The sequence below is a fragment of the Streptomyces cellostaticus genome (assembly GCF_023630175.1).
Classification (GTDB): domain Bacteria; phylum Actinomycetota; class Actinomycetes; order Streptomycetales; family Streptomycetaceae; genus Streptomyces; species Streptomyces cellostaticus_A.
In genome coordinates this window covers 12,334-32,071 of sequence record NZ_JALLIN010000025.1, presented here as the reverse complement: position 1 = coordinate 32,071, position 19,738 = coordinate 12,334, and the positions used below count along the sequence as shown (strand labels likewise).

Sequence of the window (19,738 nt, the reverse complement as noted above, 5' to 3'; positions counted from 1 at the left end):
CCCGCGGCGCCCCGCGGCCGGCGCCGTACGCCGATCCCGCCGGGGATCGCGGTCGAGCCCCCGGTGGCTGCCGCGGGAGCCGGGCCGTGCGTTCTCCGGCCCCGGCGCCGGTGCCACGGCCGTCTCCGGCCGTCGCGGCGCCGCCGTCAGCGGATCACCACCACCGGTACGCCGATCGTGGCGAACTTCCACATCGCGTCGCCGTCCTCGCGCCGCTCCCGGATGCCGCCCGTCTTCACCCCGTCCCCCGTGGCGGGGTCCCCGCCCCGCACCACCGCGCTGAAGCCGATCACGACCCCGTCCACGCTGGTGAAGCGCACGACGTGCTCGATGGGCAGGCCGTCCGTCCCGGTGACGGCGTTCGAGCGGGACGTCACCCAGTACCGCCCGGCCGGCGGGTCCACGGTGCCGGGTTTCACCCCGAAGCTGCGCTGCACCCGGTCGTGGTCGTCGACCAGCCAGACCCGGTCGTCGTCCACCGAGTACACGACCCGTTCACCCGTTCCGGAACCGCTCGGCAGGGCGCCCGGGTGGAGCCGGTCGCGAGGTGCCTTGCCGGTCGCCCCGGCGGAGGCCGCGTTCGGCCCGGGGCTGCCGCTCAGGCCGGGCGGAACCGTCGCCTGTGCCTGGTAGGCGAGGAATCCGACGACGCCGATGGCCGCCGCGGTGAGGCCGGCCACGATCCCCGAGCTGGTCCCTGCCACGCGCGTCCACCTCTGTTTCGTGCCATATGTCGTACTTCGTACGAACCGTAGCAGTCGGTCACCGCCGCCCCATGACGGCGATGCGAGCGGCGCGGGCGCCGTAGGCTGTTCGCGTGCTCTTGCTCGCTCTGGATACCGCCACCCCCGCCGTCACCGTCGCGCTGCACGACGGAACGGACGTCATCGCGTCGTCGAGCCAGGTGGACGCCCGTCGGCACGGAGAGCTGCTGCTGCCGGCCGTCGACCGGGTGCTCGCCGAGGCCGGGCTCAGGCTGGAGGCCGTCACCGGGATCGTCGTCGGGGTCGGACCCGGCCCCTACACCGGTCTGCGGGTCGGCCTGATGACCGCCGACACCTTCGGTCTGGCGCTCGGCGTCCCGGTGCACGGCGTGTGCACCCTGGACGGCCTCGCCTACGCCGCCGACATCGAGAAGGGCCCCTTCGTCGTGGCGACCGACGCCCGGCGCAAGGAGGTCTACTGGGCGACCTACGCCGACTCCCGCACCCGCCTGACCGCCCCGGCCGTCGACCGCCCCGCCGACATCGCCGGGCGGGTCGCCGGGCTGCCCGCGGTCGGCGCCGGCGCGCTGCTCTACCCGGACACGTTCCCGAGCGCCCACGAGCCGGAGCACGTGTCGGCCGCCGCCCTCGCCGCGCTGGCCGCCGAGAAGCTGGCCGCGGGCGAGGAGCTGCCGGCGCCCCGCCCGCTGTACCTGCGCCGCCCCGACGCGCAGGTCCCCAAGAACTACAAGGTGGTCACCCCGAAGTGACGGAGCCTCGACTGCGTGAGATGCGCTGGTGGGACATCGACCCGGTCCTCGGGCTGGAGCGGGAGCTGTTCCCCGACGACGCCTGGTCGAGGGGCATGTTCTGGTCCGAGCTGGCCCACGCCCGGGGCGCCGAGGCCAACCGGCGGTACCTCGTCGCCGAGGGGGAGGGCCGGATCGTCGGATACGCGGGCCTCGCCGCCGCCGGCACCCCGTCCGACAGCGGCCCCGCCGCGGTCGGAGACGTCCAGACCATCGCCGTCGCCCCCTCCCACCAGGGCACCGGCCTCGGCGGCCGGCTGCTGACCGAGCTGCTGAAGGCGGCCACCGCCTTCGAGTGCGCCGAGGTCATGCTCGAGTGCCGGGTCGACAACGTCCCCGCCCAGAAGCTCTACGAGCGCTTCGGGTTCGTGCCCATCGGCTTCCGGCGCGGCTACTACCAGCCGGGGAACGTCGACGCCCTGGTGATGCGCCTGACCACAGCACCCGAGAGCGGCCCCGCCGCGGACTCCCCCCCAGTACAAGGAACCGAGATCAATGGCTGACGAACCCCTCGTCCTCGGCATCGAGACCTCCTGCGACGAGACCGGCGTCGGCGTCGTCCGCGGCACCACCCTGCTGGCGGACGCCGTCGCCTCCAGCGTCGACGAGCACGCCCGCTTCGGCGGCGTCGTCCCCGAGGTGGCCTCCCGGGCGCACCTGGAGGCCATGGTCCCGACCATCGACCGCGCGCTGAAGGAGGCGGGTGTCACCGCGGGGGACCTCGACGGCATCGCGGTCACCGCGGGGCCGGGCCTCGCCGGCGCGCTGCTCGTCGGCGTCTCGGCGGCCAAGGCCTACGCCTACGCCCTGGGCAAGCCCCTGTACGGCGTCAACCACCTGGCCTCGCACATCTGCGTGGACCAGTTGGAGCACGGCCCGCTGCCCGAGCCGACGATGGCCCTGCTGGTCTCCGGCGGCCACTCCTCCCTGCTGCTCTCCGAGGACATCACCTCCGATGTCCGCCCCATGGGCGCCACCATCGACGACGCGGCCGGCGAGGCCTTCGACAAGATCGCCCGGGTGCTGAACCTGGGCTTCCCCGGTGGCCCGGTCATCGACCGCTACGCCCGCGAGGGCGACCCGGGGGCGATCGCCTTCCCGCGCGGGCTGACCGGCCCGCGGGACCCCGCGTACGACTTCTCGTTCTCCGGTCTGAAGACCGCCGTGGCCCGCTGGATCGAGGCCAGGCGGGCGGCCGGTGAGGAGGTTCCGGTGCGTGACGTGGCCGCGTCCTTCCAGGAGGCCGTGGTCGACGTACTGACCCGCAAGGCCGTCCGCGCCTGCAAGGACCAGGGGGTCGACCACCTGATGATCGGCGGCGGTGTCGCGGCCAACTCCCGGCTGCGCGTCCTCGCCCAGGAGCGCTGCGAGGCGGCCGGGATCCGGCTGCGCGTCCCGCGGCCCAAGCTGTGCACGGACAACGGCGCGATGGTCGCGGCCCTCGGCGCCGAGATGGTCTCCCGCAACCGCGCCGCCTCCGACTGGGACCTGTCCGCCGACTCCTCGCTGCCGGTGACCGACCCGCATGTGCCGGGGCAGGCCCACGCCCATGCGCACGAGGCCGGAACGGAGAACCTGTACTCGTGACGGTCGCCCTGATGTGGGAGGCCCGGGCCGCCGCGGGCCGGGGCGCGGAACTGCTGGACTGGGTGCGCGCGCGGGAGCTCGCCCGGGAGCCGCTGCGCCGGGAGACCTTCCGGGCGCCTCAGGACCGGGTGCTGGTCATCACCTGGTGGGACGCGCCGTACGACGCGGAACTCCCGGAACTGCCCGAACCGGACGGCGCCTTGGTGACGCGGGCGGTCCACCGGTGGCGGTTCGAGCCGGTGGACGGGCGGGCGGAACGCTGAGGTGGCGCGCGGGCCGGTTTCCGCGCTATGATCATCACACGCGAACGGCCGGAAACCCGGTCCGGACGCAGTGCGTTGGTGGTCCAAGGAAAGACGCCCCACTTCCTGTGGGGAAATGCAGGTGCAAGGCCTGCCCGGCGCTCCATTCGACACCCCGTCACCGGACATCCGGTGACGGGGTGTTCGCATTCCTCCCCCCGGATACCGGCCGCCGCCGCTGCGGCGCGGCGTCCGCCCGGCCCCGGAAGGCCGGCTCTCCGGGCCCGCGCCCGACGGCCCGCCCCCCCCACACTCCAGGTGGCGGCGGGGGCCGCGGCGGGCGAGCGGTGGGCGCCGCCGCGGCGGGCGGCGGGCCCGGTCCGGACGGCCGGCGGAAAAAATCTCCGGGAAATCCTCCCGCGGCTGTCGATCCGGGCGTCTCCCGTTCGACGTATGGGTGAGCGGCGGGGAACGGCCCCGCCGCCCGGACCGAGGAGTCACCATGCCCCGCTACCTGTCGCTCGTGCGCATCGACGAGGCCTCCGCCCCCGCCGAGGGCCCCAGCGAGGAACTGATGCAGCGGATGGGCGAGCTGATCGAGGAGGTCACCAAGGCCGGCGTCATGCTCGACACCGCCGGGCTCACCCCCTCCGCCCAGGGCACCCGGGTGCGCTGGGAGGGAGGCCGGATCTCGGTCACCGACGGGCCCTTCACCGAGTCCAAGGAGGTCGTCGGCGGCTACGCGCTCATGCAGTGCAAGGACATGGCCGAGGCGCTGGAGTGGACCAAGCGCTTCCTGAAGACCCACGAGGAGTTCTGGACCGTCACCTGCGAGGTCCGGGAGATCGCCGAGGGCTGAGCCCGTTTTGGCCCCGGGCGGCCCGGGGGTGTTGCATGGTGGGCTGTGGAAGCACAGCCCACCGCGGCACACGCCATCGAGACGGTCTTCCGGCTGGAGTCCCCGCGGGTCGTCGCCGGCGTCGCCCGGATCGTGCGGGACATCGGCATCGCCGAGGAGCTCGCGCAGGACGCGCTGGTCGCCGCCCTGGAGCGGTGGCCCCGCGACGGGGTGCCCGACAACCCCGGCGCCTGGCTCATGGCCACCGCCCGCAACCGCGCCGTCGACCTGGTCCGGCGCCGCGAGACCTACGCCCGCAAGCTCGCGGAGATCGGCCGGGCCCTCCCGGATTCGGCCCCGCCACCGGAACCGGCCGACCCGGACGGCATCGACGACGACCTGCTGCGGCTCGTCTTCACCACCTGCCATCCGGTGCTGTCCCCCGAGGCCCGGATCGCCCTCACCCTGCGCCTGCTGGGCGGCCTGACCACGGCGGAGATCGCCCGCGCCCATCTGGTCCCGGAGCCGACGGTCGCCCAGCGCATCGTCCGCGCCAAGCGCACCCTCGCGACGCGGAACGTCGCCTTCGAGGTGCCGTACGGGCCCGACCGCGAGGCCCGCCTCGGCTCGGTCCTGGACGTCATCTACCTGATCTTCAACGAGGGGTACGCGGCCACCGCCGGTGACGACCTGCTGCGCCCCGGGCTGTGCGAGGACGCCCTGCGGCTGGCCCGGCTGCTGTCCGGGCTGATGCCCGGGGAACCGGAGGTCCACGGCCTCACCGCGCTGCTGGAGTTCCAGGCCTCGCGCACCGCCGCCCGCACCGCCCCCGACGGCACCGCGGTGCTGCTGAAGGACCAGAACCGCAGCCGCTGGAACCGCATGCTCGTCGCCCGCGGCATCCGGGCCCTCGGCCGCGCCGAGGCCACCGCCACCGGCGCACCCGGCCCCTACGCCCTGCAGGCGGCCATCGCCGCCTGCCACGCGCACGCGTACTCCTACGCGGAGACCGACTGGCGGACCATCGCCACCCTCTACGCCCTGCTCGCCGCCCGCGCCCCGTCGCCGGTCGTCGAACTGAACCGCGCGGTCGCCGTGTCGATGGCCGAGGGCCCGGCCGAGGCGCTCGCACTCGTCGACACCCTGGCCGCCGAACCCGCCCTGCGCGACTACCATCTGCTGCCCAGCGTCCGAGCCGACCTGCTGGCCCGCCTGGGCCGCGCGGCGGAGGCCCGCGCGGAGTTCGAACGCGCGGCCTCCCTCACCCGCAACGAACGCGAACGCGCCCTGCTGCTGCGCCGGGCCGCCGAGACCGGCTGACGGCCCGGGTGCCGCCGTTCAGCGCGCCGGGTGACCGACCAGCATCGTCGGGGCCCCCGCCACCCGGGTGAGGAAGACCGTGGCGGAGTGCGGGCCCTGGGGCTTGACCTTCCTGCGCAGTTCCTCGGGCTCGACCGCCGAGCCGCGCTTCTTCACGGTCAGGGTGCCGACCCCGCGCTCGCGCAGCAGGGCCCTCAGCTTCTTGACGTTGAAGGGGAGTCGGTCGGTGATCTCGTAGGCGGCGGCGTACGGGGTGGGGCGCAGTTCGTCGGAGGTGACGTAGGCGATGGTCGGGTCGATCAGCCCGCCGCCGAGGTCCTCGGCCACCTCGGCGACCAGGTGGGCGCGGATGACGGCGCCGTCCGGCTCGTACAGGTACCGTCCCACCGGGCGGACCCCGGGGTCCGGGAGCATGGTGTCGGGGGTCACGTGGATGCCGGCTCCGGCGGGCAGCAGCGTCGCCCGTCGCGCCCCCGGTGTCACGTCCGGGCCGAACCACAGAACGGCCTCCTTCACGTCCCCGCCGTCCGAGACCCACTCGGCCGTCGCCTCCGCGGGGATCGTCTCGTGCGGGATGCCCGGCGCGATCTTCAGCAGGCCGCGCGGCGCCCCGAGCGCGGCGGACACGGCCCAGGACAGGGGAGGGGAGTAGGCCTCCGGGTCGAAGATCCGGCCGCGTCCGCCGGACCGCCGGGCCGGGTCGACGAACACGGCGTCGTATCCGGCGGTGTCCACCTCCGTCACATCGGCCTCGCGCACCTCGATCAGGCCGGCCAGACCGAGCGCGTCGGCGTTGGCCCGGGCCGCCCCGCAGGTCAGCGGATCCCGGTCGACGGCCAGCACCCGGAGGCCTGCGCGCGCGAACGCGACCGCGTCGCCGCCGATCCCGCAGCACAGGTCGGCGACGGACCGCGCCCCGCTCGCCCGGAGGCGCTCGGCCCGGTGCGTCGCCACGCTGGTCCGCGTCGACTGCTCGACCCCGTTGGGCGTGAAGAACATCCGCGCCGCGTCCTCGGCCCCGAACTTGGCGACCGCCCGCTGCCTCAGCCGCGCCTGCCCCAGCGCCGCCGACACCAGTTCGGCGGGGTGGTCCCGGCGCAGCCGGGTGGCGACGGCCAACTCGTGCGCGGGGTCGGTGTCGCGCACCTCTTCGAGCAGGGCGCGGCCTTCGGGGGTGAGGAGGGGGGCGAGGTCGTTCACCCGCTCATTGTGGGCCAGTCGGTGGATGGTGTGCGTCCGGCGGCGGTGTCGGGCCGGGTTCGGTGCCGGGGCCTGCGAGGATCCGACGCCATGCGAGAAGTAGTACAAAATGACAAAAAGCGGGCCGTTGTCGGGCGTTCACGCCTTCCGGGGACCGCCCTCCGCTGCGGGATGGCCGCGCTGGTCTCGGCCGCCCTCGTCTCCGGCTGCGGCTCCCCGGGCCAGGACTCCGGCGCCCACTCCGGTTCCGGCCACAACTCCGGCCAGGGCGGCCCCGCCCAGGCGCTGAGCCCCGAGGCCCGCCGCGCCGCCGAACAGGCCCGGCTGGTCGCCGCCGCCCAGCGCTGGAGGCTGGCCCGCGTGCCGCTCACTCCTCCGGCGCCGCCGGCCGTCAAGCCGAGGATCACCCCGCGTGACGGATTCGAGGTGGACGGACAGGAGGAGGAGAACCTGCCCCCCGTCTTCACCACCGTCCCCACCGGGAAGAAGGTCGTCTTCCTCACCATCGACGACGGCGCCGAGAAGGACCCGGCGTTCCTGCGCATGATGAGCGACCTGAAGATCCCCTACTCGGCCTTCCTCAGCAACTACCTGGTGAAGGACGACTACGGCTACTTCCGCCGGATGCAGTCCGAGGGCCACACCCTCAACAACCACACCCTCACCCACCCCTACCTGCCCGGCCTGTCCTACGAGCAGCAGCGGCACGAGATCTGCGGCATGCAGGACATCATGAGGAAGCAGTTCGGCAAGGCGCCCACCGTCTTCCGGCCGCCCTACGGCAACTACAACGGCGACACCCTGCGCGCCGCCAAGTCCTGCGGGATCAAGTACGCGCCGATCTGGGACGAGGAGGTCTTCGTCGACCACTGGGAGTACCGCGACTGGGACCGCAGCCTGCACCCCGGCGACATCGTGCTCACCCACTTCCGCGGCCGCGACGACTGGGACGGCACGATGGTCGACGACATGCGCAGGTTCCTCGACAAGGTCACGCGCGAGGGATACGCGGTGGCGCGCCTGGAGGACTACCTGTGAGGCGCCGGGGGCGGCGGACGGGCGGGCCGGCACGCGCGCGGGCGGCACCGGCGGCCGCGCTCGCCGCGGCCCTCCTGCTCGCCGGCTGCGCCCAGTCCGTCGACCCCATCGAGCGGCTGGGCAGGCGGGCCGCCCAGGGGGCCCGGCCGGCGGGCCCGGCCGCCGGCGCGGCGCACCGGCGCTGGGGCCTGGCCGCCCCGCTCGCCGCGCCGCCGAGCCGTCCGGCCAGGCCCCCCGCCGGCACCGGCCGGCCGGACGCCTCGCCGCCCCCGGTCGTGGACCACGTCGACACCACCGACCGGGTCGTCTTCCTCACCTACGACGACGGCGCCGGGCGGGACCCGCGCTTCGCCGACATGGTCCGTGAACTCCGGCTGCCGGTCAGCCTCTTCCTCACCGACGACGTCGCCGGCCCCGGCTACGGCCGCTTCGCCCGGCTGCGCGCGGTCGGCGCCGCGATCGAGAACCACACCCTCGACCACCCGGCGCTGCCCGGACTGCCCTACGCCGGACAGCGCGCCGAGATCTGCGGCCAACGGGACAGGCTCGGCGCCCGCTTCGGTGTCCGCCCCCGTCTCCTGCGGCCGCCCCGCGGCGCCTACGACGCCACCACCCTGCGCGCCGCCGCCGACTGCGGCGTCTCGGCCGTCGTCCTGTGGCGCGCCGCCCTCGGCCCCGACGGCATCGTCTACCGGCGGGGCGCACGGCGCCTGACCCCGGGCGACATCGTGCTCGTGGGAAGCGGCCGGGACGCCGGCCCCACCCCTACGGAACGCACCGCCCGGTTGCTGCGACACGCCCAGAGCCAGGGCCTGACGGTGGCCCGTCTCGAGGACTACCTGGCCTGAACGCGCCCGCCCGGAGCGCTCCCGGCCACCCCCGTCCGGCCGACGCGCCGCACCGCCATTGGCACTCCGCTTGACCGAGTGCTAATCGCGGTCATAGTCTCGGCTCTGGCACTCGGCAGATGAGAGTGCCAACTACGCGACGGGCAGGTCCGGCACCCGCGACGACGGATCCACCTGGTCGCCACCTCAGACAGTTAACCCCGTGAGATCTCCGAAGGGGGAGGTCGGACCGTGACGACCACCAGCTCCAAGGTTGCCATCAAGCCGCTCGAGGACCGTATCGTGGTCCAGCCGCTCGACGCCGAGCAGACCACCGCCTCTGGCCTGGTCATCCCGGACACCGCGAAGGAGAAGCCCCAGGAGGGCGCCGTCCTCGCCGTGGGTCCGGGCCGCTTCGAGAACGGCGAGCGCCTGCCGCTCGACGTCAAGGTCGGCGACGTCGTCCTGTACAGCAAGTACGGCGGCACCGAGGTGAAGTACAACGGCGAGGAGTACCTCGTCCTCTCGGCTCGCGACGTCCTCGCGATCATCGAGAAGTAAGACACCTCGAGCACTTTTGATGCTTGACGCTGCGCCCCTGGCCCCCGCGACCACATAAGAAGCCGGGCGCCCGGGGCGCAGTGCCTTTTTCACCCACAGATTTCCGAGAGGGCTCCCGCTGTCATGGCGAAGATCCTGAAGTTCGACGAGGACGCCCGTCGCGCCCTCGAGCGCGGCGTCAACAAGCTTGCCGACACGGTGAAGGTGACGATCGGCCCCAAGGGCCGCAACGTCGTCATCGACAAGAAGTTCGGTGCGCCCACCATCACCAACGACGGTGTCACGATCGCCCGTGAGGTCGAGATCGAGGACCCGTACGAGAACCTCGGCGCCCAGCTGGTGAAGGAGGTGGCGACCAAGACCAACGACATCGCTGGTGACGGCACCACCACCGCCACCGTGCTGGCCCAGGCGCTGGTGCGCGAGGGGCTGCGCAACGTCGCCGCCGGTGCCTCCCCGGCGCTGCTGAAGAAGGGCATCGACGCCGCGGTCAAGGCCGTCTCCGACGACCTGCTCGCCTCGGCCCGCCCGATCGACGAGAAGTCCGACATCGCCGCCGTCGCCGCGCTGTCCGCCCAGGACCAGCAGGTCGGCGAGCTGATCGCCGAGGCGATGGACAAGGTCGGCAAGGACGGTGTCATCACCGTCGAGGAGTCCAACACCTTCGGTCTGGAGCTGGACTTCACCGAGGGCATGGCCTTCGACAAGGGCTACCTGTCGCCGTACTTCGTCACCGACCAGGAGCGTATGGAGGCCGTCCTCGACGACCCGTACATCCTGATCAACCAGGGCAAGATCAGCTCCATCCAGGACCTGCTGCCGCTGCTGGAGAAGGTCATCCAGGCGGGTGCCTCCAAGCCGCTGCTGATCATCGCCGAGGACGTCGACGGCGAGGCCCTGTCGACCCTGGTCGTCAACAAGATCCGCGGCACCTTCAACGCCGTCGCGGTGAAGGCCCCGGGCTTCGGCGACCGCCGCAAGGCCATGCTCCAGGACATCGCCACCCTCACCGGCGGCACCGTCATCTCCGAGGAGGTCGGCCTCAAGCTCGACCAGGTCGGTCTGGACGTGCTCGGTTCCGCCCGCCGCGTGACCGTCACCAAGGACGACACCACGATCGTCGACGGCGGCGGCAACTCCGCCGACGTCACCGGCCGCGTCGCGCAGATCAAGGCCGAGATCGAGAACACCGACTCCGACTGGGACCGCGAGAAGCTCCAGGAGCGCCTCGCGAAGCTGGCCGGCGGCGTGTGCGTGATCAAGGTCGGCGCCGCCACCGAGGTGGAGCTGAAGGAGAAGAAGCACCGTCTGGAGGACGCCATCTCCGCGACCCGCGCCGCGGTCGAGGAGGGCATCGTCTCCGGTGGTGGCTCCGCGCTGGTCCACGCCGTCAAGGTCCTCGAGGGCAACCTCGACAAGACCGGCGACGAGGCCACCGGTGTCGCGGTCGTCCGCCGCGCCGCCGTCGAGCCGCTGCGCTGGATCGCGGAGAACGCCGGCCTCGAGGGCTACGTCATCGTCTCCAAGGTGGCCGAGCTCGAGAAGGGCAGCGGCTACAACGCCGCCTCCGGCGAGTACGGCGACCTGATCAAGGCCGGCGTCATCGACCCGGTCAAGGTCACCCGTTCCGCCCTGGAGAACGCCGCCTCCATCGCCTCCCTCCTGCTCACGACCGAGACCCTGGTCGTCGAGAAGAAGGAAGAGGAGGAGCCGGCCGCGGCGGGCCACGGCCACGGCCACGCCCACTGAGGCACCTCAGCGACGAGGCCCGGCACCCTTCGGGGTGCCGGGTCTCCCGTGTTTCCGCCCCCCTAATTCCCCCCGGCGCCCTCCGCCTCGGCGGCCGGGAGGCAAGCCGTGATCGGCGGGGCCCGGTGGCGCTGCCGCCCCGCCCGATACCGCTACCGACGCGCGCGCGGTGCCGGCGGGGCCCCGGCGGCCACGACGGCCCACACGGTCTTGCCGGGAGCGGCGGGGCGGGGAGCCACACCCCACTCCTCGGCGAGTGCCGCGACCAGGACGAGCCCCCGCCCGCCGTCCTCCTCGCTTCCGGCGTCCCGCACCACGGGCAGCCGCTCACCGCAGGTGTCGCTCACCTCGATCCGGACCCGGCCCTCACCGTCCCGCCGGTACAGCCGAAGCGCGGCGTCCCTGCCGGGGACCCGCCCGTGGGTGACGGCGTTCGCGGCCAGCTCGCCGACGATCAGCTCCACCGCGTCGTGCGTGGAAGTGTCGTAACGCCAGCCCCACGCGTCCATCTGGCAGGAGGCGAGCCTGCGGGCGAGCCGGGCACCGCGCGGTGAGGAGGTGAAGCGGAAGGAGAAGACCGTCTGCTCGGGGAGCGGGAGCGGGAGCCTGGCTCGTCGAACCCGGCCGGGGGAAATGGTCATGCATCGAAGATCCCGCGCCGCAATCCCGCTGACCAGGGGCGACGCCCCCACGGCGGCGCTCTGTGGGGGTGGCGGGTGCCGGTGTCGGGCTTGTCGGGTGCGAGGCTCGTACGGCCGCGTTCTCCCGAGTGGGACGGGACCCCGTGAGACCTGTCGGTGTCGTCCGGTGCCGCTCGCCCGCTGTCAGGTCGCGCCGCGACGCAGGCGGTGCGTGATGAGGCCCTCGATGTCGGTGAGCCACTGGCGCAGTGAGACGCCGTCAGGGGGGTAGACCATGAGGCCCAGAATTTCTGTGGCACGGTCCAGATCCTCGTCCGACGGGACACAGGACAGGAAGTCGCCGAGTTCCTGGGCGGCGGCGGCGAGATACTCGCCGGGGTTCCGGTCGAGATAGTCGTCAAGCGCCTCTCGGTGGGAGTCGTAGAACCGTGGGTAGTCCTGGTGGAAGTAGCCACCCAGCAGAGAGGAGAGTTCCGGGAATCGCTTTCTCCATTCCCAGTCGGTCTGTGGAAGCCGCGCTTGTTCGTATACGCCGGAGGTCTTGACCCTTTGCAGGTGGGAGCGGATGGTCGCGAGGCACTGCTCCACGGTGCGTCCGGCTGGGGGCTCGACGTGCGGCAAGAGGTCCACGTCGTCGGCGATCGCGTCGTCGAACAGGCCGACCCGCAACAGGTCGTCGATCTCCGCGATGACTGCGTCCAGGGCTCCCGGCGTACGCATGGCCTGTCGCACATACGCCTTGAGCGCTACGCCGGGCTCATCGGTGGTGTCCGTGAAGGAGTTCCCGGAGAAGGCGTAGGAATCGAGCAGCTCATGCAGCGCGGGGAACCGCTCGTCTCTTTCCAGGAACCCTTCGGGGTAACGGTGGGTCACAGGGTGTTCCTTGCGCTCACGAGGTGGGATAAGAGGTGTGGATACGGTAGCCGCTCGGCATGTCGGGATCGCGACGCAGGAGCAGGAAGACCTTGTGGACGTTGTGCGGTCCGGTTCCTCTGATGAAATCCTCCCGGGACAGGCTCCGGCCGGTGGCTTCCTCTCCGAAGTCGACCCTGAACGTGAGCTCCGGCTTTCTGGTGTTCTCCAGCCATCGCCTGACGTCGTGCTGACGCTGAACGATCGCCCGGTCCGTCAGATCCTGTGCTGCCTCGGGGCTGACGAAGCTGGAACTGCCGGTGATCCTCTTCTCGGCGCGCAGGCGGGACCGGAGCTCCCGGTCGGTCTTCTCGACGTGCTTCTCCAGGGTGTGGGAGTGCGATCTGGCAGTCCCCTTGCCCTCGTCTCCCGCCAGGTCCGCCCGGTACTTCGGCTTGACCGCGCCCTTGCGTTTGCTGCGGGGCCAGGCGTTCGGTTCGCCGTCGCCCTTCATCAGCAGGCCGAGGTCGTCCGCCGATGCCGTTGCGCCGCCCGGCAGGGCGAACTCGGGGGAGAGGCCGGGCAGCCGGACTCCGCCCAGGAGTTCGCTCCAGCCGCCTGCCCTGCTCGCGGCCCTGACGGCAGCGCCCCCGCCGCCGAGGCCACCGCCCAGGAGCGCGCCGTAAGCGGCGGCGTCGCGGGCCTCGTCGAGGCTGAGGCCGTTCTGCTCACCCAGGGCGATGGACATGGGCTGGGCGACGGCTAGGTCGACGGTGACGGACTCGATGCCCGCGATCGCGGCGGTGGCCAGGGTGGTGCCCGCGATGGTGGCGACCTCGGCCGTGACCGTGACACCCAGCCCGGCGGCGAGTTCGGCGACGGTCGCGGCGGCCGCGACGGCCGCTCCTTCGGAGAGACCCGCGGTGAAGACTGCCAGGAGGGTGCCCGCCACGAGGGTGGCGCCGACGATCTCCAGTTCGTGTTCGAGCTTCTTCTTCGCGGCGTGTACGGCGTCGGCGTAGGCGTCCAGGGCCTTGGCCATGTCGCGGGCGCCGTCGGCCAGGTCCTTCAGCCAGCCGTGTTTGTCGTGGTAGTAACGGCGCCAGAAGGGGTCGTCGAAGGCGGAGATGGCCTCGCCCTTGTTGTGCTCGATCAGGGAGCGGGCGGCCCTGTTGACGGCGGCGGTAACGTCTTCGACGTCGTCGGCGAAGTCCTGCCACGCCTTCGCGGCGTCCCGCAGCCCGTCGACGTCGGCCGCGGGCCACCACATGCCCGTCAGGTCCTGGACGACCTTGCGGGCCTTGTCGGCGGTGCTCACTTGCCGTGGCCCCCGGTGTCGTGAGGGACGTCGATCCGGCTGAACATCGAGCGGATCAGTTGTTCGTTGTCGATGTGGCCGTCGGCCATGTCGGCCATCGCCGTGTGGATGCTGGCCAGTCCCTCGGCCAGGATCTGGGCGGACTGCTCGATGCGCTTGACCAGGGGGCCGTAGCTCTCGTGGAACTTGGTGCCCTGCTCGTCGTCTCCCCAGGGCGCGCCGGCCGCCGACAGACCGGTCTTCAGCTTGGTCAGAGCCTGTGCGAGCGCAACGCTCTCGTGGCTGAAATGCGGTGCTGTCCGCTTGATGTCAGCGATCTTGATGTCGAGTATCTCGCCTTTGTCGCCCATGACTTGGTCTCCGCCCCCTCCGTCGGCCGCCCGGACCGTTCGACTCTAACCCGGAGGAGTCGTGCGCAAGTTCGATCGCTGCAAAGGGGGAGCAAAGGCTGTTGGCGGGGTCTGGGCGTGGCCGGTGACGTGGCCCGCGAAGAGCCCTTCGCCTCCGAACTCGAACGGCACGCGCAACAGCACGCCCCGGTACACGTCGTCCGGCTTGAAGTCGCGGAAGTTGCGCGTCATGAGGACGTCGACCTTGGCGAAACACGCACAGGCGAGGTGAACGGCGTCGGCGCCCTTGATCTTCGGGCGCTCGGCGGTGATGTCGTTCGCGAGGAGGCCGACGCGCCGGGTCACTTCGACGAGGGTGATGTAGGGCTCCTGGAGCAGTGCCCGGATGCGGGGGCATCGGGTGCGTCCTCGGGGGGTCTGGGGGGGGTGGTTGTGGGTGTTCCCATAGGTGTCGCCGTAGGGAAGACCGTCGGTGAGCCGACCGGTCCGCTCACCGGCCGTCGGATTACGGGGACTCGGTGCGACCTGCGGCGGCAAGACGGGCATTCGGGCGAGGAGCTTAGCGGCTTCGGCGGGGATCAACGGCACGTTGGAGACGAGCTGTTGGGTGACCCAGTGGTCGGCAGGGCCCTGGACGCGCCTCTCGTGGACGAACCCCTCGTCCTTGAGTTGGCGCTTGGCGCGGGTGAAGGCGCAGGCGCCGATGTTGGCCCGTTCGGCGGTTCGGGAGAGGGATTCCCTTGTGCCCTGAGGGAGGGAGAGCTGCCAGGTAAGCAGGCGGACCGCGTCCGAGGAGAGGCGGGGGTGCCGGATGATGTCGTGCGAGAACTGGGTGTAGGCGCGCGGAGGCGCGATACAGTGCCGGTAAATCACGGTGGGAGCCCTAACTTCCACTGGTGGTTCAGGCCCTCGCGAACGGTTGCCGCCGTTGCGGGGGCCGAGCTGTTTTGTGTGCTGTTGGGGTGACCGTACCGCACGGAGAGTGTGCGGATGGACGCGCCGAGTGAAGAAAGCTTTCGCTGGTCAGTGTTCACTCACATGAGTCAACCTGCCCGAGTTTGCGGTCGGTTGGCGTACGCGACTCCTACTCTGCGATCACGGACAGTGAGCGGTGGGTGAGGAGGGGCGTATGGAGTTGGGGGCGGACTCGGGCGCGGGGGTGGAAGGGGAGGCCGGCGGGGAGTTCCTGCGCTGCTTCGGGCGCCAGATCAAGCTGCTGCGGGAGCAGGGCGGGCTCACCCAGGCGCAGTTGGAGGAGCGGGTCGGATACGGCGAGGCGCAGATCGCGGCGGTGGAGCAGGGGCGGCGGATCCCCAAGCCGGACCTGATCGACGCGGTGGACCGGGTGCTGGGTGCGCGCGGTGTGCTGGTGGCGATGAAGGAGGAGGTGGCCAAGGCCCGGTATCCGTCCTTCTTCCGGCGGTACGTACAACTGGAGGCGGAGGCCGTCGAGCTGCACGCCTATGTGAACCATGTGGTCAAGGGCCTCCTGCAGACCGAGGAGTGCGCGCGTGCCGTGTTCCGTATGTGGCGCCCGCTGCTCGACGAGGAGGCCATCGAGCAGGGCGTGTCCGCGCGCATGGAGCGGCAGAAGCTGTTCGGCCGGCGCCCCGCTCCGCTGCTGAGCTTCGTCATCGACGAGCACGTGCTCCGGCGGCCTCTGGGCGGCCGTGACGTCTGGCGGGGCCAGTTGGAACAGCTTCTGCTCCACGGACACCAACGCAACGTCGAGTTGCAGGTCATGCCGATGGATCGAGAGGAACACGCCGGTCTCGCTGGGCCGTTCACATTGATCCACTCGAAGAATCAGCGCAGGATGGCATACATGGAAGTGCAGGACGTGAGTGCCCTGTACGCGGACCCGAAGAAGGTCAGCCCGCTCGAAGCGACGTACGGCGTTCTCCGGGCTCAGGCGCTGACTCCCCGAGAGTCGCTGGCCTTTGTCGAGAAGCTGGTGGGAGAGCTATGAAGACAGGCAGCCCCGAGCCTGCCGCTGCGACACTGCGGTGGTTCAAGAGCAGCTACAGCGCGGGTAATGGCGGCGACTGTGTCGAGGTCGCGGATGCCGGTACGGCCGTGCTGGTCCGTGACTCCAAGCGGCCGGGGGAGGCATTGCTCTCCGTCGGCGTGGACGAGTGGGCCGCGTTCGTGCGGATGGCCGCGCGCGGCTGAGGCGGGCGGGAGGGGTGGTCGGCGACCGACCGCCCCTCCCGGCTGTCTCCTCCCGCGGCCACCGGACCTCCTCACCGGGCTCCGGCCGACGGGGCCGCAGTCCGGGAGCCGGTGTTCCCCGCGGCAGGTCTCCGGCGTGGAGCCCGTCCGCCCCGTGCGACGTCATTCGCGGGCTCGACCGGTCCGCCTCAGGACTCCAGTTCGTCCAGCGCCCCGAGTTGCTGCATCAGCCCGAGCTGGTCGTGCTGCCACCAGGTTTCGGTGATCTTGCCGTGGGGGTCGAAGCGGAAGAGGGTCATGCCGGTCATGGTGACCTGGCGGCGGGTCGCCGGGATGCCCAGGAAGTCACCCTTGTGGGTCGCGTGCCAGGTCCAGCGCGCGCAGGCCTGGTCGCCCTGGGCCAGCACGTCGTCGATCGTGAACGCGAAGTCGAAGGCCGCGCGCCACATCCGGTACTCGTTGCGGACGCCGTCCAGCCCGATGGTGTCCTGCGGGTTCACCGGGTCGTGGCTGTGGATGTCCTCGTCCAGCAGGTCGTTGAGCGGCGGCAGCTCGCCCTCGCTCTCCAGGGCCGCGAAGAGCCGCCGTACGGTGTCGAGGCCCAACTGCTCGTCCCTGACGACGTCAAGGTCGGTGAACGTCGGGGTCTCGTCGCACAGGGCGACCATGTCCTGGAAGATCCTGCCCGTCTCGGGGAGGTTCGAGTTCCGCATCGCCTCCTCGTACGACGGGAACTCCACCACCTCGACGATGTGCGACGCGTCCGAGCGGTCCTTGCCGACCACGGCGTGCGTCGCGGTGCGCCTGCCCTTGCTCTGGGTGACCCAGTCGTCCATGAGCCGGTTCATCTCGTCCAGCCGGCTCGTCCTGCACTCGATGAGCTGTACGAAGGTCATGTCACCGCCTCCGGCCCCCCTGGTCCGGTTCCGATGCGACCATCTTCCCACCCGGACGGCGGATCCACCTGTGCTACTGAGGGCCGTACTTGCGTCCCGTCCGCGAGCTGATCCCGCCCAGGAGGCCGCGCGGGGTGACCTTCACCAGCCCCATCAGCGCCTTGTAGCGCGGGTCCGGGATGGACAGCGACTTCCCGCGCGCGAGGTCGGCCAGCGCCGCCGCGACCAGCTTGTCCGCGTCCAGCCACATCCAGCCGGGGATGTTGTCCGTGCCCATCCCGGCGCGCTCGTGGAACTCGGTGCGTACGAAGCCGGGGCACAGCGCCATCATCCGGACCCCGCTGCCGGCCAGGTCCTTCGCCGCGCCCTGGGTGAACTGCACGACCCACGCCTTCGAGGCGCCGTAGGTGCCCCGGGGCACGAAGGCGGCCACCGACGCCACGTTGACCACACCGCCGCGGCCGCGCTCGCGCATCGCCCCGGAGGCCGCCGAGGTCAGCCGCAGCACCGCCTCGCAGTGCACCTTGAGCATTCTCAGCTCGTCGGCCATGGACACGTCGAGGAAGCGGCCCTTGTTGCCGAAGCCGGCGTTGTTGATCAGCAGGTCGACCGGGTTGCGCCGGTCGTCGAGCCGGTCGGCCACCGTCTCGATGCCCTTGTCCTCGGCGAGGTCGGCGGTGAGCACCTCCACCTCGACACCGTGCCGGTCGTGCAGCTCGGTCGCCTGCTCGCGCAGCCGCTTGGAGTCCCGCGCCACCAGGACGAGGTCATGGCCGTCAGCCGCCAGCCGCCGCGCGAAGGCGGCGCCGATCCCCGCGGTCGATCCCGTAATCAGAGCCGTTGTCATGGCCCAAGGGTAGTGACCCGGAGCGCTCGCGTCCGCCGGTGGTGACGGGCGCTCAGCGGGCCTGGTCGGCGACGTACCTGCGAGCCGCGGCCAGTGCCTTCGGGTGCAGCGCCGCACCGGCCGCGAGCAGCCCGGGCAGCAGTTCCCGCTCGGTGGTGACGGCCCGGAACTCCATCGCCGCCGTCACCGTGTGGTCCGGCCGGTGGACGATCTCGATGGAGTCGCCCGCCTGGATCTCGCCCGGTTCGATCACCCGCAGATAGGCCCCGGTCGCGCCCTTCCGGGTGAATCTCCTCACCCATCCCCGTTCGGCCAGATGGCCCTGGAAGGTGCGGCACGGGATCCGCCCGGAGGTGACCTCCAGCACGACCCCGGAACCGATCCGCCAGCGCTCGCCGATCAGCGCCCCGGACACGTCGAGGCCGGCCGTCGTGAGGTTCTCGCCGAAGCAGCCGTTGGCCAGCTTCCGGCCCAGCTCGCGCTCCCAGTCGTCGAGGTCCTCGCGCGCGAAGGCGTACACCGCCTGGTCGTCGCCGCCGTGGTGGCGGGTGTCGCACACCGTGTCCCCGGCGACACCGCTCGCGCCGGTCCCCTTGGGGCCGGGCGCCGCCACCCGCACCGGCCCGTCCGCGGGCCGCTTGTCGATGCCCGTCACGCCCTGCGGCTGGTCCGTGTACGGCACCGGCCGCGCGCTGCCCAGGTTGACCGAGAGAAGCTTCATGGCCGCAAGGTACGGGAGCGGACCCCAAAGCGTCCACGCGGTATTCGCCCCGAGATCCAAGCCCGGCTTATGCTTCCGGGGTGATCGAGGCCCGTCATCTCCGCGTCCTGCGCGCCGTCGCCACCACCGGCTCCTTCTCCGCCGCGGGGCGTGAGCTGGGCTGCACCCAGCCCGCCGTCAGCCAGCAGATGAAGGCCCTGGAAGCCTCGGTCGGCACTCCGCTGCTGGTGCGCAGCGGCCGCGAGATGCGGCTGACCCAGGCCGGCGAGGCCCTGGTACGGCACGCCTCCGGCATCCTCGCCGGGCTCACCGCGGCCGAGGAGGAGGTCGCCGCGATCGCGGGGCTGCGGGCGGGCCGGGTCCGCCTCGTCTCCTTCCCCAGCGGCAGCTCCACCCTCGTGCCCACCGCCCTGGCCGCGCTCCGCGCCGCCCACCCCGGCACCCGCGTCTCCCTGGAGGAGGCCGAGCCGCCGAGGTCCGTGGAGCTGCTGCGCGAGGGCGACTGCGACCTGGCGCTCGCCTTCCGCTACGAGGGCGCGGCCGCCACCGAGGAATGGGACGACCTCGTCGTACGGCCCCTGCTGATGGATCGCCTGGTCGCCCTGGTGCCCGAACGGCACCCGCTGGCGCGCGCGGAGTCCGTCGCCATCGGCGAACTGGCCCGGGAGCCCTGGATCGCGGGCTGCCCGCGCTGCCGGGGCCAGTTGGTCGAGGTGTGCGAGGGCGCCGGCTTCACGCCCCGCATCGACTTCGCCACCGACGACTACCCGGCGGTGGCGGGCCTCGTGGGCGCGGGACTCGGGGTCGCCGTACTGCCGCAGCTCGCGGTGGAGTCGGTACGGCCGCGAGGGGTGCGCACGGTGGATCTGGAACCGGTGGTCCGGCGGCAGATCGTCGCCCTCACCCTGCCCGACCTGGCGCAGGTGCCTGCCGTGGCGGCGACCCTGGATCAGCTCGCCCGGGCGGCCGGACGGGAGTAGCGGCACGGGGCAGAGCCGCGGGCACGCACTCGGCGTGCCCGGTGGGGGAGGGGAAGCACCCGTTGGTCCATGGGTGCAGAAACGTT

23 protein-coding genes are annotated in these 19,738 nt (G+C 72.0%); 13 read left to right on the top strand and 10 right to left on the bottom strand.

Going from position 1 to position 19,738, the window contains the following annotated elements; genetic code table 11:
• Nucleotides 1–146: 146 nt before the first annotated feature.
• Entirely contained in the window at nucleotides 147–704 is a 558-nt protein-coding gene (locus tag MXD57_RS17395; RefSeq protein WP_250402378.1) for a hypothetical protein, read from the bottom strand.
• A 113-nt stretch (nucleotides 705–817) separates the two neighbouring features.
• Between MXD57_RS17395 and tsaB the strand changes: the two genes are divergently transcribed.
• The 6 genes from tsaB (at nucleotide 818) to MXD57_RS17365 (ending at nucleotide 5,500) form a co-directional block, all read left to right on the top strand.
• Nucleotides 818–1,474, top strand: coding sequence for a tRNA (adenosine(37)-N6)-threonylcarbamoyltransferase complex dimerization subunit type 1 TsaB (gene tsaB / locus MXD57_RS17390; protein ID WP_250402377.1), 657 nt, complete (start codon nucleotides 818–820; stop codon nucleotides 1,472–1,474).
• Nucleotides 1,475–1,494: 20 nt separating this feature from the next.
• Nucleotides 1,495–2,016: a ribosomal protein S18-alanine N-acetyltransferase gene (gene rimI / locus MXD57_RS17385; RefSeq protein WP_250402432.1), complete on the top strand. Its 522-nt coding sequence runs from the start codon at nucleotides 1,495–1,497 to the stop codon at nucleotides 2,014–2,016.
• Nucleotides 2,009–3,100: a tRNA (adenosine(37)-N6)-threonylcarbamoyltransferase complex transferase subunit TsaD gene (tsaD, locus tag MXD57_RS17380; protein WP_250402376.1), complete on the top strand. Its 1,092-nt coding sequence runs from the start codon at nucleotides 2,009–2,011 to the stop codon at nucleotides 3,098–3,100. The genes rimI and tsaD overlap by 8 nt, the downstream gene beginning before the upstream one ends.
• On the top strand, nucleotides 3,097–3,363 hold the full coding sequence (locus tag MXD57_RS17375; protein ID WP_250402375.1) for a hypothetical protein: 267 nt from the start codon (nucleotides 3,097–3,099) through the stop codon (nucleotides 3,361–3,363). Before tsaD ends, MXD57_RS17375 begins: the two co-directional genes overlap by 4 nt.
• A gap of 481 nt (nucleotides 3,364–3,844) precedes the next feature.
• Nucleotides 3,845–4,201 (top strand): YciI family protein, encoded by a 357-nt coding sequence (locus MXD57_RS17370; protein ID WP_250402374.1) that lies wholly within the window; start codon nucleotides 3,845–3,847, stop codon nucleotides 4,199–4,201.
• 45 nt (nucleotides 4,202–4,246) lie between these two features.
• Nucleotides 4,247–5,500, top strand: a complete 1,254-nt coding sequence (locus MXD57_RS17365) for an RNA polymerase sigma factor (RefSeq protein WP_250402373.1) — start codon at nucleotides 4,247–4,249, stop codon at nucleotides 5,498–5,500.
• Nucleotides 5,501–5,518: 18 nt separating this feature from the next.
• Here the strand turns inward: MXD57_RS17365 and MXD57_RS17360 are convergent, their stop codons facing one another.
• A complete protein-coding gene (locus tag MXD57_RS17360; protein ID WP_250402372.1) occupies nucleotides 5,519–6,700 on the bottom strand; it encodes a THUMP-like domain-containing protein in 1,182 nt (393 codons plus the stop codon).
• Nucleotides 6,701–6,790: 90 nt separating this feature from the next.
• On the opposite strand from MXD57_RS17360, the gene MXD57_RS17355 reads away from it, so the two are divergent.
• The 4 genes from MXD57_RS17355 (at nucleotide 6,791) to groL (ending at nucleotide 10,875) form a co-directional block, all read left to right on the top strand.
• A complete protein-coding gene (locus MXD57_RS17355) occupies nucleotides 6,791–7,738 on the top strand; it encodes a polysaccharide deacetylase family protein (protein ID WP_374114715.1) in 948 nt (315 codons plus the stop codon).
• Nucleotides 7,735–8,586 carry a polysaccharide deacetylase family protein gene (locus tag MXD57_RS17350; RefSeq protein WP_250402370.1) on the top strand — a complete coding sequence of 284 codons (852 nt, stop codon included), beginning with the start codon at nucleotides 7,735–7,737 and terminating at the stop codon, nucleotides 8,584–8,586. Before MXD57_RS17355 ends, MXD57_RS17350 begins: the two co-directional genes overlap by 4 nt.
• A 231-nt stretch (nucleotides 8,587–8,817) precedes the next feature.
• Nucleotides 8,818–9,126, top strand: coding sequence for a co-chaperone GroES (gene groES, locus MXD57_RS17345; protein WP_020132158.1), 309 nt, complete (start codon nucleotides 8,818–8,820; stop codon nucleotides 9,124–9,126).
• A 123-nt stretch (nucleotides 9,127–9,249) separates the two neighbouring features.
• The gene (groL, locus tag MXD57_RS17340; RefSeq protein ID WP_250402369.1) at nucleotides 9,250–10,875 is read left to right on the top strand and encodes a chaperonin GroEL; all 1,626 of its coding nucleotides are present in this window, start codon (nucleotides 9,250–9,252) and stop codon (nucleotides 10,873–10,875) included.
• Nucleotides 10,876–11,027: 152 nt separating this feature from the next.
• On the opposite strand, the gene MXD57_RS17335 is transcribed toward groL, so the two are convergent.
• The 5 genes from MXD57_RS17335 to MXD57_RS17315 all read right to left on the bottom strand — a co-directional run bounded on the left by MXD57_RS17335 (nucleotide 11,028) and on the right by MXD57_RS17315 (nucleotide 14,909).
• Nucleotides 11,028–11,516 (bottom strand): ATP-binding protein, encoded by a 489-nt coding sequence (locus tag MXD57_RS17335; protein WP_250402368.1) that lies wholly within the window; start codon nucleotides 11,514–11,516, stop codon nucleotides 11,028–11,030.
• Between the two features lie 183 nt (nucleotides 11,517–11,699).
• Nucleotides 11,700–12,389, bottom strand: a complete 690-nt coding sequence (locus MXD57_RS17330) for a contact-dependent growth inhibition system immunity protein (protein ID WP_250402367.1) — start codon at nucleotides 12,387–12,389, stop codon at nucleotides 11,700–11,702.
• A gap of 16 nt (nucleotides 12,390–12,405) precedes the next feature.
• Nucleotides 12,406–13,686, bottom strand: coding sequence for an RNase A-like domain-containing protein (locus MXD57_RS31810; RefSeq protein ID WP_250402366.1), 1,281 nt, complete (start codon nucleotides 13,684–13,686; stop codon nucleotides 12,406–12,408).
• The gene (locus tag MXD57_RS17320) at nucleotides 13,683–14,036 is read right to left on the bottom strand and encodes a hypothetical protein (protein WP_250402365.1); all 354 of its coding nucleotides are present in this window, start codon (nucleotides 14,034–14,036) and stop codon (nucleotides 13,683–13,685) included. Before MXD57_RS17320 ends, MXD57_RS31810 begins: the two co-directional genes overlap by 4 nt.
• A gap of 45 nt (nucleotides 14,037–14,081) precedes the next feature.
• Complete coding sequence (locus MXD57_RS17315) at nucleotides 14,082–14,909, bottom strand: hypothetical protein (protein ID WP_250402364.1); 828 nt, start codon at nucleotides 14,907–14,909, stop codon at nucleotides 14,082–14,084.
• A gap of 256 nt (nucleotides 14,910–15,165) precedes the next feature.
• Here MXD57_RS17315 and MXD57_RS17310 point away from each other — a divergent pair, with 256 nt between their 5' ends.
• A complete protein-coding gene (locus MXD57_RS17310) occupies nucleotides 15,166–16,005 on the top strand; it encodes a helix-turn-helix domain-containing protein (RefSeq protein WP_250402363.1) in 840 nt (279 codons plus the stop codon).
• The gene (locus MXD57_RS17305) at nucleotides 16,002–16,208 is read left to right on the top strand and encodes a DUF397 domain-containing protein (protein WP_250402362.1); all 207 of its coding nucleotides are present in this window, start codon (nucleotides 16,002–16,004) and stop codon (nucleotides 16,206–16,208) included. The genes MXD57_RS17310 and MXD57_RS17305 overlap by 4 nt, the downstream gene beginning before the upstream one ends.
• Before the next feature lie 188 nt (nucleotides 16,209–16,396).
• Here MXD57_RS17305 and MXD57_RS17300 read toward each other — a convergent pair whose 3' ends face one another.
• The 3 genes from MXD57_RS17300 to MXD57_RS17290 form a co-directional block, all read right to left on the bottom strand.
• Nucleotides 16,397–17,104 carry an ester cyclase gene (locus MXD57_RS17300; protein WP_250402361.1) on the bottom strand — a complete coding sequence of 236 codons (708 nt, stop codon included), beginning with the start codon at nucleotides 17,102–17,104 and terminating at the stop codon, nucleotides 16,397–16,399.
• 73 nt (nucleotides 17,105–17,177) lie between these two features.
• The gene (locus MXD57_RS17295; protein WP_250402360.1) at nucleotides 17,178–17,951 is read right to left on the bottom strand and encodes an SDR family NAD(P)-dependent oxidoreductase; all 774 of its coding nucleotides are present in this window, start codon (nucleotides 17,949–17,951) and stop codon (nucleotides 17,178–17,180) included.
• A gap of 52 nt (nucleotides 17,952–18,003) precedes the next feature.
• A complete protein-coding gene (locus MXD57_RS17290; protein ID WP_250402359.1) occupies nucleotides 18,004–18,672 on the bottom strand; it encodes an MOSC domain-containing protein in 669 nt (222 codons plus the stop codon).
• A gap of 80 nt (nucleotides 18,673–18,752) precedes the next feature.
• Between MXD57_RS17290 and MXD57_RS17285 the strand changes: the two genes are divergently transcribed.
• The gene (locus MXD57_RS17285; protein WP_250402358.1) at nucleotides 18,753–19,652 is read left to right on the top strand and encodes a LysR family transcriptional regulator; all 900 of its coding nucleotides are present in this window, start codon (nucleotides 18,753–18,755) and stop codon (nucleotides 19,650–19,652) included.
• Nucleotides 19,653–19,738: the final 86 nt, after the last annotated feature.

Coding starts and splice junctions, on each gene's coding strand:
- rimI (WP_250402432.1), top strand. CDS start 1,495: ATGCGCTGGTGGGACATCGACCCGGTCCTCGGGCTGGAGCGGGAGCTG.
- tsaD (WP_250402376.1), top strand. CDS start 2,009: ATGGCTGACGAACCCCTCGTCCTCGGCATCGAGACCTCCTGCGACGAG.
- MXD57_RS17370 (WP_250402374.1), top strand. CDS start 3,845: ATGCCCCGCTACCTGTCGCTCGTGCGCATCGACGAGGCCTCCGCCCCC.
- MXD57_RS17355 (WP_374114715.1), top strand. CDS start 6,791: ATGCGAGAAGTAGTACAAAATGACAAAAAGCGGGCCGTTGTCGGGCGT.
- groL (WP_250402369.1), top strand. CDS start 9,250: ATGGCGAAGATCCTGAAGTTCGACGAGGACGCCCGTCGCGCCCTCGAG.
- MXD57_RS17335 (WP_250402368.1), bottom strand. CDS start 11,516: ATGACCATTTCCCCCGGCCGGGTTCGACGAGCCAGGCTCCCGCTCCCG.
- MXD57_RS17320 (WP_250402365.1), bottom strand. CDS start 14,036: ATGGGCGACAAAGGCGAGATACTCGACATCAAGATCGCTGACATCAAG.
- MXD57_RS17310 (WP_250402363.1), top strand. CDS start 15,166: ATGGAGTTGGGGGCGGACTCGGGCGCGGGGGTGGAAGGGGAGGCCGGC.
- MXD57_RS17305 (WP_250402362.1), top strand. CDS start 16,002: ATGAAGACAGGCAGCCCCGAGCCTGCCGCTGCGACACTGCGGTGGTTC.
- MXD57_RS17300 (WP_250402361.1), bottom strand. CDS start 17,104: ATGACCTTCGTACAGCTCATCGAGTGCAGGACGAGCCGGCTGGACGAG.
- MXD57_RS17295 (WP_250402360.1), bottom strand. CDS start 17,951: ATGACAACGGCTCTGATTACGGGATCGACCGCGGGGATCGGCGCCGCC.
- MXD57_RS17290 (WP_250402359.1), bottom strand. CDS start 18,672: ATGAAGCTTCTCTCGGTCAACCTGGGCAGCGCGCGGCCGGTGCCGTAC.